General features: G+C 65.9%; 12 protein-coding genes. 6 read left to right on the plus strand and 6 right to left on the minus strand.

Going from position 1 to position 11,897, the window contains the following annotated elements; translation table 11 throughout:
- Window positions 1–892, plus strand: an 892-nt coding sequence (locus tag V6M49_RS00560) for a serine hydrolase domain-containing protein (protein WP_332759431.1), incomplete at its 5' end; no start/stop codon positions are given.
- Window positions 893–969: 77 nt separating this feature from the next.
- Window positions 970–2,322 carry a uracil-xanthine permease family protein gene (locus V6M49_RS00565; RefSeq protein ID WP_141139094.1) on the plus strand — a complete coding sequence of 451 codons (1,353 nt, stop codon included), beginning with the start codon at window positions 970–972 and terminating at the stop codon, window positions 2,320–2,322.
- A gap of 29 nt (window positions 2,323–2,351) precedes the next feature.
- Here the strand turns inward: V6M49_RS00565 and V6M49_RS00570 are convergent, their stop codons facing one another.
- The 3 genes from V6M49_RS00570 to V6M49_RS00580 form a co-directional block, all read right to left on the minus strand.
- On the minus strand, window positions 2,352–3,212 hold the full coding sequence (locus V6M49_RS00570) for an SGNH/GDSL hydrolase family protein (RefSeq protein ID WP_332759432.1): 861 nt from the start codon (window positions 3,210–3,212) through the stop codon (window positions 2,352–2,354).
- Window positions 3,209–4,027 (minus strand): GAF domain-containing protein, encoded by an 819-nt coding sequence (locus V6M49_RS00575; protein ID WP_332759433.1) that lies wholly within the window; start codon window positions 4,025–4,027, stop codon window positions 3,209–3,211. The genes V6M49_RS00570 and V6M49_RS00575 overlap by 4 nt, the downstream gene beginning before the upstream one ends.
- A 123-nt stretch (window positions 4,028–4,150) precedes the next feature.
- The gene (locus V6M49_RS00580; RefSeq protein ID WP_141139091.1) at window positions 4,151–4,468 is read right to left on the minus strand and encodes a hypothetical protein; all 318 of its coding nucleotides are present in this window, start codon (window positions 4,466–4,468) and stop codon (window positions 4,151–4,153) included.
- Between the two features lie 143 nt (window positions 4,469–4,611).
- Between V6M49_RS00580 and V6M49_RS00585 the strand changes: the two genes are divergently transcribed.
- Window positions 4,612–5,103, plus strand: a complete 492-nt coding sequence (locus tag V6M49_RS00585; RefSeq protein WP_141139090.1) for a DUF6328 family protein — start codon at window positions 4,612–4,614, stop codon at window positions 5,101–5,103.
- Window positions 5,104–5,156: 53 nt separating this feature from the next.
- The gene (locus tag V6M49_RS00590) at window positions 5,157–5,819 is read left to right on the plus strand and encodes a DUF6766 family protein (RefSeq protein WP_141139089.1); all 663 of its coding nucleotides are present in this window, start codon (window positions 5,157–5,159) and stop codon (window positions 5,817–5,819) included.
- Between the two features lie 95 nt (window positions 5,820–5,914).
- Here V6M49_RS00590 and V6M49_RS00595 read toward each other — a convergent pair whose 3' ends face one another.
- From V6M49_RS00595 to V6M49_RS00605, 3 genes are all read right to left on the minus strand, one after another.
- The gene (locus tag V6M49_RS00595) at window positions 5,915–7,039 is read right to left on the minus strand and encodes a glycerate kinase (RefSeq protein WP_332759434.1); all 1,125 of its coding nucleotides are present in this window, start codon (window positions 7,037–7,039) and stop codon (window positions 5,915–5,917) included.
- 72 nt (window positions 7,040–7,111) lie between these two features.
- Window positions 7,112–7,936: a class I SAM-dependent methyltransferase gene (locus tag V6M49_RS00600; RefSeq protein ID WP_332759435.1), complete on the minus strand. Its 825-nt coding sequence runs from the start codon at window positions 7,934–7,936 to the stop codon at window positions 7,112–7,114.
- Window positions 7,937–7,990: 54 nt separating this feature from the next.
- Window positions 7,991–8,377 (minus strand): DUF7793 family protein, encoded by a 387-nt coding sequence (locus tag V6M49_RS00605; protein WP_332759436.1) that lies wholly within the window; start codon window positions 8,375–8,377, stop codon window positions 7,991–7,993.
- A 134-nt stretch (window positions 8,378–8,511) separates the two neighbouring features.
- On the opposite strand from V6M49_RS00605, the gene V6M49_RS00610 reads away from it, so the two are divergent.
- Together V6M49_RS00610 and V6M49_RS00615 are read left to right on the plus strand one after the other, a co-directional pair.
- Window positions 8,512–10,137, plus strand: coding sequence for an ATP-binding protein (locus V6M49_RS00610; protein WP_332759438.1), 1,626 nt, complete (start codon window positions 8,512–8,514; stop codon window positions 10,135–10,137).
- Between the two features lie 20 nt (window positions 10,138–10,157).
- Window positions 10,158–11,690: a putative bifunctional diguanylate cyclase/phosphodiesterase gene (locus V6M49_RS00615; RefSeq protein WP_332759439.1), complete on the plus strand. Its 1,533-nt coding sequence runs from the start codon at window positions 10,158–10,160 to the stop codon at window positions 11,688–11,690.
- Window positions 11,691–11,897: the final 207 nt, after the last annotated feature.

The following is an 11,897-nucleotide window of genomic DNA, read 5'->3' on the forward strand; positions in this document are numbered from 1 at the left end:
CGACCCGGTCCACGTCGCCAGTGTCACCAAGTCCATGGTGGCCGTTTCGGTCCTCAAGCTCGTCGAGGAAGGCATCATCCAGCTCCAGGACCCGGTGGGACGACACCTCCCCGAATTCGACACCCTGATGAAGCCGCCAGGCCCTGTCACGGTGGAGCATCTCCTGCGCCACACCAGCGGAATGCCCAACTATCACGACCCGCAGCTGACGTCGCGCACGCTGCAGCATGCGCTGACGCAGCCCATCACGGCTGAAGAAATTCTTGCCCTGACAGCCAGCGTGCCCTGGGTGCTGACTCCCGGCGGTGGCATGCAGTACGCCAACGCGAACTACATTGCCCTTGGCCTCATGGTGCAGCGCCTTCGCGGCCAGCCCATCGCCGAGGTCCTCCGGTCAGACACTATCGAACCCCTCAAGCTGACCGGCACCCACCTGACGGGACCCGGCCCGGCACCCGCAACCATGGTCCACGGCTACATCACCATCGACGGCGTTCGCGTCGACACGACGTACCTGGCCGGGCTCATCGGCGACACCGCGGCCGGCCTGGTCTCGACCGTTGGCGACCTGAACACGTTCTACGCTGCCCTAATGGACGGGCGGCTCCTGAAGCCGGCCACCGTCAAAGAGATGCTTCTGGCGCCCGAGGGCTACGGGCTGGGCCTCGAGCGGTGGGGCGACGCCTGCGAAGGCGGCTTCTACTACGGCCACCCGGGCGACACGGCAGGATACGGAACGATGGCCCTGACAACCCCGGACGCCAGGCGCCAGTTGACCATTAATCTGGCGTATCCACCTGGACCGCTAAACCTCACCCCGTACGCGCCCAGCAATGAGCTGGCCTGGGAAGTATTGAGGATCGCGCGGAAGGCACTCGACAGCACTTGCTGAACCCGGACCGGGCCGCGCGGTATTGTTGCACCGGAAGATCCCAGCCCCAGCGGCAACCCCCTTGAAAGGCCCCGACCATGAGCATGCTCGGAATGAAATGGAAGCTCCACGGCACCGGCAAATCGATTAAGCCCGGCCATGTGGTTGCTCCGGATGAGCGGCTGGCGTGGCCCCTGACCATCGGCGTGGGCATGCAGCACGTCGTGGCCATGTTCGGAGCCACCTTCCTGGTGCCCATCATCACCGGCATGCCGCCGGCCACCACCCTCTTCTTCTCCGGCATCGGCACGCTGCTGTTCCTGGTGATCACCAAGGGCCGCGTTCCCAGCTACCTCGGCTCCAGCTTCGCGTTCATCGCGCCCATCATGGCGTCCCAGCAGCAGTTCGGCGTGCCCGGCGCGCTGGGCGGAGTGGTGCTCGCCGGCGTCGCACTCGCCCTGATCGGCGCGATCGTGCAGAAGTTCGGCGCGGGCTGGATCAACCGGCTGATGCCGCCCATCGTCACCGGCGCCATCGTGGCGCTGATCGGCCTGAACCTTGCCCCCGCGGCGAAAATGAACTTCGACGCCGCCCCCGTCACCGCCGTGATCACGCTGGCCACCATCATCCTGGTCAGCGTTCTTTTCCGCGGAATTGTCGGCCGGCTCAGCATCCTGGTGGGCGTGGTGGTGGGGTACCTCGTGGCCATGCTGCGCGGCGAAGTGAGCTACGAAAAAATGGAGGCCGCCGCCTGGGTCGGCCTGCCGCACTTCCAGACCCCCGAATTCCACGTGGGCGTGCTTGGCCTCTTTGTCCCCGTGGTGCTGGTCCTCGTTGCGGAGAACATCGGGCACGTAAAGTCCGTGGCGGCCATGACCGGCCAGAACCTCGACGGCGTCTCCGGCCGCGCGCTGATGGCCGACGGTGCCGCCACGGTCCTCGCCGGCATCGGCGGCGGCTCAGGCACCACCACGTACGCGGAGAACATCGGCGTTATGGCGGCCACCAAGGTGTATTCGACGGCGGCGTACTGGGTTGCCGGCGTCTTCGCCATTGTGCTGAGCTTCTCGCCGAAATTCGGCGAACTCATTGCCACGGTCCCGCAGGGCGTGCTGGGCGGAGCGGCCACCATGCTGTACGGCATGATCGGCATCCTGGGCGTCAAGATCTGGGTGCAGAACAAGGTGAACTTCTCCAACCCCGTGAACCTGACCACCGCCGCCGTCGCGCTGATCATCGGCATCGCGGATTACACATGGACCATCGGGGAGCTGACGTTCACGGGCATCGCCCTCGGCTCCGCCGCCGCCCTGGTGATTTACCACGGCATGAAAGCCATCGCGAAGGCACGCGGCTCGGTGGCCGAACCGGAAACGGAGCATGCGGGCCTGCCTCCCGCCGTCAAGGCAGCCGTCAACGCAGCAGCGAAACGCGCGCACAAGAAGCGCTGACCCGTCCGCACCCGCGTCCGGCTGCTGCGTCAGGCCGCGTGACCGCCGATGAACGGTCCGGGCGGGGTTCCGATGCCGAAGACCGGCCGCGGCTCGGGGCGCTTGGCGGTCAGCTCCCCTGCTGCGGGGTGCTTCAGTTGCCGGATCACCCACGGAACCAGGTATTCCCGGGCCCAGATGAGGTCCTCGGTCCTGGCCTCCTTCCAGCTGCGGGGCAGCGGTGGCTTAGGCTCCAACGGCTCCAGCGTGTGCGCAACACCCAGGGCCTTCAGCACGGCCGCGGCGATGGTGTGGTGCCCCAGCGGTGAGAAGTGCAGCCGGTCCGGATCCCACATGCCCGGGTTCGACAGTTCGCGTAGGAACCACAGGTCAACCATGACCGCGTCGTGTCGCGCCGCCACCGCGTGGAGGTTCTCGTTGAAGATGGCCACTTTGCCGCGGATCTGGCTGAAGACCGGCGTCGCACCCCAGTCCGGCCCGGCAAAGAGGACCACGGTGGCGCCGGACCTTGCCAGTTGGGCCACGCCGTCGTCGATTTTTTCTGCGAGCCGGTCAGGATCGCTGCGCCGGAAAACAATGTCGTTACCGCCGGCGGAGAGCGTGACCAGGTCAGGTTTCAGGGCGACCGCCGCGGCAAGCTGGTGGTCGAGGATCTGCTGTACCAGCAGGCCCCGGACGGCAAGGTTGGCGTAGGCGAAATCAGGCTGGTTCGCACTGAGCTCCTCGGCCACACGGTCCGCCCAGCCGCGAAAACCACCCTCGCTGCGCGGCTCGGGATCCCCGATCCCCTCGGTAAAGGAATCGCCCAGTGCCACGAGGCGGTGCCACGGGTGGGGCGCCGGATCCACAGCGGTGTTCTTGGCTGCAATGTCCTGTTTCCAGACGTTCATGCCGTGCTCCCTGTTTTGTAGGGTCCCTCGCTGAGGGAGGAGGTTTCAATTCCAGCGAGTCCCCGGAGAGGGGCGTTTTCCTGGCCACGTCCGGCCGGGTCCAGGCGCGAGGCAGCCACAATATTCAAGGCGGTCTCACGAAGCCCCTGGCGGGTGTGCCGCGCGACGGTCCGGAGGTACTGCAGGGCCGCCTCATGGCCGAGTCCGTAATCGGATTTGAGGGCGCTCACTGCCAGGTCCATAAGCACCATGGAGCTTTGGGCTACCGCCAGTTGCGCGCCGGCTTCGGCCCGCTCCGCCACCCGTACCACCATCCACAGCGACCGGGCAACCTGCCGCGCATACCGGCGCGTCCTGATGATGTCCTCGCTGGTGAAGGCGTGGGGAGTGGACGCGTAGAGGCTTAGTGCGGCGCTCCAGCCGGCGGCGGCCGCAATCGGCATTGACAGCAGCGATCTGACGCCGTGGTCCGCGGCAGCACTGGCATAGCCCGGCCATCGCCGGTCGCGGGCGACGTCGGCCAGGTGCACAAAATCCCCCGTGCGCACGGCCTCAAGCACGGGTCCGTCTGCAAACGAGTACTGTTCTTCGTCTGCGGCGCGGGCCGCGGGGGTGCCGGCGGCGGCGGTTCGGGCCGATCCGCGGCGGAAGAAGGTGGCAGCCCAGCTGATCCCGCGGGAATCGCCATCGATGTCGCGCATGAACTCGCGGGTAACCGCAGCAAGGAAGTCTTCAACATCCGTGCTGTCGAACACCACATCCTGGGGGTCGGGAAGCGATTCCCAGCCCGGCTCCCCCGGTGTCTCCGCGGCCATGTTCCACGCCTAGGTTCGAAACGCGTGGCCCACTGCAAAACCTGCTTCTAGGATACGTCCGGTGAAGGCCCCCTGGGCGCGGTCCACCCACATAAAAACCGCAGTCCGGGCACAGAACAGTGCTTACCCGGCGTCGAAACTTTCGTCGCCGTCGTCGTTCGGTGATTTGTTCTTGGCGCGGTCGGTTCCGCTGCCGTCCGGCAGGCCGGCAGCATCCTGTCCGGATTCCGACGAGAAGGGTCCAGAACCCTGCGAATCGGCGTTGGCGTCGTTGATCTCCGCCTCGGCGGAAGGCACGACGGCATCGCGCGGGACGGGCGGTTCCCCCGGCTCGACCACGGGAGCGTTCGTCTCCGCGCCGCCCAGCTCCTGTTCCGCCGTCGGCGTGCCGTAGCCGCCCACTTCCTCGTCCGGTTCCGTGCCCTGGTTGTCCTGACTCATGGTTCCTCCTTGTTGTGGATGTGAATCTGACGTGCCCTCATCATTTGAATCGGCAAATAATCAGTAAACTTATCAAACGTTGCCGTTGGCGCAACTTCAGCCTAGTTTTGGAGCACACGCCTAGCCCTGGAGCAAGGAGAAACATGTCGGATGCGGAGGACTTCACCGGCAGCACCGGCCGGAATGAAACCCGCGAGGAGCAGCTTGACCGGAACTGGTCTGAGTTGCTGCAGGAACTCCGGATGCTGCAGACCGGGGTCCAGATCCTGGCCGGTTTTCTCCTGACACTGCCGTTCCAGCAGCGGTTCGAGGACCTGGACAATTTCCAGGTGGGCCTCTACCTCGTCAACGTCGTGATGGCGACCCTGACCACCGCCTTTATCCTGCTGCCCGTCAGCGTCCACCGCCGGCTCTTCCGCCAAAGGCTAAAGGAAACCCTGGTCTCCAGCGCAGACACCATTACCAAAATTGCCTTGGCCGGCGTGGGGATGCTCAGTGTCGGGACAGCCGCCCTGGTCTTTGATGTGACGGCCGGCCGCGCCGCCGGCCTGACCGCCGGCGGAATCCTGCTGGCGGTCCTCCTGGTGCTGCTCATCTACGTCCCGCTACGGCTCAATAGACGCGCAGCCGAATAATAGCCAGGTCAATAAGCCAGCAAGTTGCCGGGGATCGATTCGAAGGAGTGCACATGCGCACGTGGGTCAAAGAACACGGGCTTTTGCTCGCCAACGCCGGGCTGTTCCTGGCGTTTTTCATTGGCATGATCCTCTCCGGGGCTGCAGCGTACAGCGAGGATCAGGCGGCCCACGGCGAGCCGGGCGTAACGGTTCTGGAGTACCTGTCCACGGGCGATTTTGTCGAAGCCACCTTTGAAAACTGGGAGTCCGAGTTCCTGCAGATGGCCATGTACGTGGTCCTGACCGTCTTCCTTTTCCAGAAGGGATCCTCCGAATCCAAGCCCATGGGAAAGACCGCCCCGCAGGACCAGGACCCGCGCGATGCCTCCATCAGGGAGGCCACGCCGTGGCCAGTGAAGCGCGGCGGCCTGGTGCTGAAGCTGTATGAGCACTCCCTGTCCATCCTCCTGCTGTTGCTGTTTGTTGCCTCGTTCAGCCTGCACGCCGCCGGCGGAACGTCGGCCTACAACGAGGAGCAGCAAACCCACGGGCAGCCCACCGTCACCCTGTTCCAGTACTTGGCCACCAGCAGGTTCTGGTTCGAATCCTTCCAGAACTGGCAAAGCGAATTCCTCGCCGTGGCCGTCCTGGTGGGCGCCTCCGTCTACCTCCGAGAAAAGGGCTCACCGGAGTCCAAGCCGGTGGCCGAGCCGCATTACGAGACCGGGGCCTGAGCGGCGCGTGCCGAGTCAGCCGCAGCCCAAGCCGTAAGCCCAGCGCCGCCCGGGGACGCTTGCCGCCGGGGCCGCTTATTGCCGGGGGGCTGGCTTCAGGCGCCTTCCAGAACCTGGCTGGTAGCCCAGGCCAGGTGTTTTGCCGCGTTGGCGACGGCGTCTTCCGGGCTGGCCGCGACATCCAGCAGCTGCGCGGCGGCTACCACGCCGTGCGCCGCGAGGTCCTCGGGCGTCACCATGATCCGCCCCGCCACCACGATCACCGGGATCCCGCGTTCCCGGGCTGCGTCGGCGAGCGCGATGGGGGCCTTGCCGGTCAGCGACTGCGAGTCCATGGAACCCTCGCCGGTGATCACCAGGTCGGCGTTGTCCAGTTGGCCCGCGAGGCCGGTGAGCCCGGCGACGAGCGCGAACCCGCCTTCCAGCCGGGCGTTGGTGAAGGCAAGGAACGACGCCGGGAAGCCGCCCGCCGCCCCGGCTCCCGGGATGTTGACGTCCCGGCCAGTGGCCTCCCGGAGTACAGACGCCCAGTTGCGGAGACCGGCGTCGAGCTGTTCCATTGCCTCGTCGTCGGCGCCCTTCTGGGCCCCGAAGACGTGGGCCGCGCCTGTGGCGCCATAGAGGGGGTTCTGGACGTCCACGGCGATCCTGAACGAGGCGGCGGACAGCCGCGGGTCCAGTCCGGTGGTGTCGAGGGCTGCAACGTCGGCGAGTGATCCGCCGCCCAGCGGAACAACGTTGCCGGCGGCGTCCAGCGGCTTGAGGCCCAGCGCACGCAGGGCACCGCTGCCGCCGTCGGTCATGGCCGATCCGCCCAGACCCAGCACAATCTCGGTGGCTCCGGCGTCGAGGGCCGCGGCGATCAGCTGTCCGCAGCCGTAGCTGTGGGCCCGCAGGGCGTTGGCGGGGGTGGGCTCCATCTCGGCCAGGCCGGAGGCCTGCGCCGTCTCGATGACGGCGGTAGCACCGCCGTCGGCGTTCTTCCGGATGGCCCAGGCGGCGCCCACGGGGGCGAGGATGGGACCCACGACGGCGTTGAGCCGCTCCTCGTAGCCGGCCGAAACGGCAGCCTCCAGGGTTCCTTCACCGCCGTCGGCGATTGGAAACTGGTTGGCGACGGCGTCCGGGTAGACGCGCAGCGCACCTTCGGCGATGGCGGCGGCGGCCTCCGCGGCGGTGAGCGAGCCCTTGAACTTGTCCGGAGCGATGAGAATGCGCATGCCGTCCATCATGCCAGCCAACTTCGGGAAAGCGCTTGCCAAATCCGGCATGCGGACAGCGCGGGGCGCCCCCTACCGGCCGGCGTCGGGATCCTTGGCCTTGAGCACCGCAAAGTAGCCCGGTATGCGGCTGCTCCCCCCGGCATCCATCAGCGGGTTGGTCTCGATGGTCACGGCCCCGTCCTCCACCAGCGTCCACCGGCCCCTGGGCATCACACGGGCGAGCTCCTGCGGTCCGAAGTGGCCCGGCATGGGCAGTGTCCGGATCGCGAGCTCCAGTGGGGCCGGGATGCTCCGCAGCGACGCACCCAAATGCGCGACGTACTCCACCGGGTTGCCCTGGAAGTTCGTCTCCGCCAGAAAGACTGTGCCACGGGCGCCCACCAGCTGCCTCAGATTTTCCATCAGCGCGGCCTGATCGGCCTCGGTCAGGACATGCAGCACACCACGGACAAAGACGTTGGCATCCGTGGATCCCACCAGCCCGGAAGCAGCCCCCGGCTCGGTCATGTCACGGGCCCGATAGCTGACACCCACAACGCCCGCTGATTCGTCCCGGGCACGAGCCACCGCGTGTGCAGACACGTCAACGCCCAGGACCTGCGGTGAAAAAGCAGTCAGCGCGCGGCTGAAGGCGCCGTGCCCGCACCCCACATCCACCACGGGAAGGCTGGGATCGAAGTGCCGCTGCAGGATGTCCCGGTAGCCCAGCAGCTCCTGGTCCGTGCCGGAGTCCCACAGCACGTCACTGCGGGCGCCTGTCCGGGTGATTCCCGCCCAGTACCTGTCCCAGGCCACGGTCCTGTTTTTGGGCGCCGACCAGGACAGCCTGATCAGTTTGGGCAGGATGAGGTACTTCCGCAAGGCGGCGAGCACCGGTTTCGCTGGGGATGGCATCGTACAAATATAGGTCGCCGAACACGCCGCAGCGGTTTGGTCGGGCGGGTCCGTTCAGGCGGTGGCCGCTGGCTCCTTCAGCAGCCAGGCCATGGCGTCGTCTCGGGACGTAAAGAACCGGGTGGGGCAGGGCACTTTGTTGATGCCCAGGATGAAGTTGGCAAGAACTCTGTCAACGGGCGACGCCCCCAGCAGCGCAATGCGCGAGGCCTGGCAGGGACGGCCAAAAACCGTGCGGGCTCCCCGGCTGACCTTGGCCGTGGTGGCCATATCCACCAGCATGGGGTGTCGGCGGGTGCCGCACAGGTCATTGACCTTCTGCATGGCCGCCTCAGCGTCGGATTCCGTAATTGACACACCCCGCGGCCACTTCAGCTGGATAACACCCCGTTCATCCAGCGTCAGGTCCGCCTTGGCCGCTCCTGCAGGCTGACTCGTCACGATTACCCTCCGCGCATTCTTATAGGAACAGGTGTGCTTCGTCACCCTACAATGTACTCAGTCAGGAGCAAGCAGGTGCTCACTCAGGAGCGAAGGGGGCAGGTTTGCCAGCGGTCACACCACATTTCGCAACCGTGCCATACCTGGCTGTCGTTGCGGACCCCGACGCCGGGCGCCGGGAATCCACCACGGCGGCACTGGAAGCTGCGGGCTTCACGGTCAAAACTGCCGACGACGCCGCCAGCCTGTCGGCGCTTCTGGACCAGCGCGAGCCCTCCGTCCTGATCCTGGACAGTTCACTCTCCGACGTCGACGCGACCGCCCCTGTGCTGGTCCTCGTGGATCTCGACAGTCCGGCAGAGGTCAAGTCAGTGGAGCATGCCGGCGTACGGGACTCCATCGCCAAACCGCCTGCTGCCAAGGAACTCGTCCACCGCGCCACAGCCCTGATCAACCTGGTCTCCCGCCGGAACGAAGCGCGGCAGGAAGCCGAGACGCTCCGCGAAAGGCTGCGGCAGGTATCCGCGGCGGTCCGCGGAACCAACCATCCGCAACAGATCGCCGACTTTGTGGTCAGGGGGTTCGGCGAGACGTTCGGCGCGGACCGAGTCTGGCTGACCACATTCGACGACGACAGGGTGCCACCCATCACCGCCCAGTGGCAGCGGCCCGGCCTGGCTCCGCTGCCCGAAGGATTGTTCACGGACGAAGACCCGGTGCGCAGGACGGCTGACGCACTGTGGTCGCGGGCTGAGGCCCTGACAGCGGACGGAGCTTTCGCACCGCTGGGCACCGGCGACGTCCAACTGCCGGCCGAACTCGCGAAGCTGCGCGCCGCGGCATCCGTGGCCGTCCCGATGGGGGACGGCAGCTCGTCCCTGGGAATCATTTGGATCGCCCTGCTTAACTCGCCCAGGGAATGGTCACGGGCCGAGCTGGCACTGATCCAGCACGTGGCAGGCAATACCGCCCACGGCCTGATCCAAAGCCACCTGATCACCAGCCAGCAGCAGGTGGTCAAGCAGCTCCAGCAGCTGGACAAAGCCAAAACCGACTTCCTGGCCACGGTCAACCATGAGCTCCGCACGCCGCTGACATCGATCATGGCGTACCTGGACATGATCCAGGAGAATACGTCCGATCCCGTGTCCAGCGAGGTCCACCAGATGCTGGACATCGTGGTCAGGAACGCGGAACGGCTGCGGTTGCTGATCGAAGACATGCTGAGCGTTTCCCGCAACGGGCATGAACAAAGCCCGCTGCACCTGACCCCTGTCCGGCTGGCTCGGACTCTGGAGATCGTCACCGCTGCGCTCAGGCCGCTCGCGACAGTGCAGAACGTCACCATTGTGATGGCCCATGCCTCGGAGGATCAGGAAATCCTCGCCGATGAGGTCCAGCTGCAGCAGGTTTTCACGAATCTGGTCTCCAACGCCATCAAGTTCACCCCCAGCGGCGGACAGATCGACGTCGTCAGCCTGACGCGGGCAGATGCAGACGGCACCCGCTGGGCGACGGTCAGCGTCTCAGACAGCGGGATAGGGATCTCCAGCGACGAGATAGCCCACATCTTCACCCGCTTCTACCGCGCCTCGAACGCGATGTCCGGGGCGGTTCCGGGCACCGGGCTTGGGCTCGCCATCACGCAGGACATCGTCCAACGCCACGGCGGCCGCATTGACGTAACCTCGGAGCTGGGCGTTGGCACCACTGTCACCGTGAACCTCCGCCTTGGAGCCCACGCGTCCCACGGAACCTGAACCCGGAAAGGAGGCACCAGATGTTCGCTGACGATGACCCCAGGCTCTCCCAGCTGCTCGATGGCATCGTCCGGCTCGCCTCCGGAGACCTCCAGTCGCGGATAGAAGTATCGCCGGCCCGGGACGAGCTCGACGCCATCATCATGGGCACCAACCTCCTGGCCGAGGACCTGCAGATCATCTACGAAGAGCTTGAGCAGCGTGTTGAGGTCCGCACACAGCTGCTGCACGAAGCCCACCGCGAAATGCAGATGATGGCCATGCAGGATCCCCTCACGGGCCTCGCCAACCGCTCGGCGCTTCTGTCCGCGCTGAAGTCCGCCCAGGACCACGACGGCGATCCCCTCAGCCAGCCCGTCATCCTCCTCCTTGACCTTGATGCCTTCAAATCCATCAACGACACCCTCGGCCACACTGCCGGCGATCAGGTCCTGATCACCGTGGCGCAACGCATCCGCAGCGCCGTCCGGACCAGCGACGTGGTTGCCCGGCTGGGCGGGGACGAGTTCGCCATCGTTATGCCGGCCACGGGCGCCGACCAGGCCACCGTCGTAGGCCAGCGCATCCTGGCCGCCATTAAGGAACCCATTGACCTGCCTGACCGGACCGTCCGCTGCGGGGCGAGCGTAGGACTCAGCGTCGGGGCGGCCGGGCGGAGGGCCGAGGACCTGCTGATGGAGGCCGATGTGGCCATGTACGCCTCCAAAGCCGAGGGCCAGAACCGGCTTCACGTCTTCGAACCCGGGCTCCTGCTCATCCGGAGGCTCCGCAGCCAACTCCTGGAGGATCTCCGGGCCGCCATCAAGGGCAACGGCCTGGTGCTGCACTACCAGCCCGTGGTTGAACTGGGCACCGGCCGCATTGAAGGGGTGGAAGCCCTGATCCGCTGGGACCACCCCACCCGCGGCCGCATCATGCCGGACGAGTTCATCCCGCTGGCAGAGGATGCCGGCCTGATCTCCGAACTGGGCCTGTGGGTGCTCAGCACCGCTGTAGGCCAGCTACGCACCTGGATTGATGGCGACGTGGTGGACAGCCGGTTTTCCGTCCGGGTCAACATCTCGGCAACGGATCTGCAGAGCCTGCAGTTCATCGAGGACGTCCGCGCCGTGCTCAAGGAGACAGGCGTCCGCCCCGAGCAGGTTGTCCTGGAGCTGACCGAAGCGGCCATCGTCAGGGGCAACGAACTGGACCGGTATTCCCTGGGCGGGCTGCGCGGGCTGGGGGTAGGGATCGAGATCGACGACTTCGGTACCGGATACTCCTCCATCAGCTACCTGCGCCGGCTCCCCGTGGACCGGGTCAAAGTGGACCGGTCCCTGATCGAGGGCCTGGGCACAGACCCCAGCCAGCCGGCACTGGTGGCTGCAGTCCTGCAGTTGGTGCGCGCCTGCGGGCTCGAAGCTGTGTGGGAAGGCGTGGAAACGGCGGAACAGGCCGAGCACCTCCGGAACCTCGGGTGCCTCAGCGCGCAGGGCTACTTCTTCAGCAAGCCCGTCCCGCCCGAGCGGATTCCTGCGCTGTTGGCCGAAACTTCTTCCGAAAGTAATTGAGGTTGATCGATTAAGGGCTGCGCTTTTGGATCATCCCGATATACGATCAAGTTGCGGTATCCGATTCTTCGAGGCCAGGAAGATCGGCATTAATCAGAAGTAACGAATTCCGAAGGCATCTGGAAATTTGAAAATAAAGGGGCCAAGGAGCCATTACTTCGTCAACTGGGGGCGTTGCTAATGACGGTTCGGGTACAAGCTTGGGGA

The sequence above is a fragment of the Pseudarthrobacter sp. genome (assembly GCF_036675385.1).
Taxonomy (GTDB): Bacteria; Actinomycetota; Actinomycetes; order Actinomycetales; family Micrococcaceae; genus Arthrobacter.

Coding starts and splice junctions, on each gene's coding strand:
- V6M49_RS00615 (WP_332759439.1), top strand. CDS start 10,158: ATGTTCGCTGACGATGACCCCAGGCTCTCCCAGCTGCTCGATGGCATC.
- V6M49_RS00580 (WP_141139091.1), bottom strand. CDS start 4,468: ATGAGTCAGGACAACCAGGGCACGGAACCGGACGAGGAAGTGGGCGGC.
- V6M49_RS00585 (WP_141139090.1), top strand. CDS start 4,612: ATGTCGGATGCGGAGGACTTCACCGGCAGCACCGGCCGGAATGAAACC.
- V6M49_RS00575 (WP_332759433.1), bottom strand. CDS start 4,027: ATGGCCGCGGAGACACCGGGGGAGCCGGGCTGGGAATCGCTTCCCGAC.
- V6M49_RS00590 (WP_141139089.1), top strand. CDS start 5,157: ATGCGCACGTGGGTCAAAGAACACGGGCTTTTGCTCGCCAACGCCGGG.
- V6M49_RS00600 (WP_332759435.1), bottom strand. CDS start 7,936: ATGCCATCCCCAGCGAAACCGGTGCTCGCCGCCTTGCGGAAGTACCTC.
- V6M49_RS00570 (WP_332759432.1), bottom strand. CDS start 3,212: ATGAACGTCTGGAAACAGGACATTGCAGCCAAGAACACCGCTGTGGAT.
- V6M49_RS00565 (WP_141139094.1), top strand. CDS start 970: ATGAGCATGCTCGGAATGAAATGGAAGCTCCACGGCACCGGCAAATCG.
- V6M49_RS00595 (WP_332759434.1), bottom strand. CDS start 7,039: ATGCGCATTCTCATCGCTCCGGACAAGTTCAAGGGCTCGCTCACCGCC.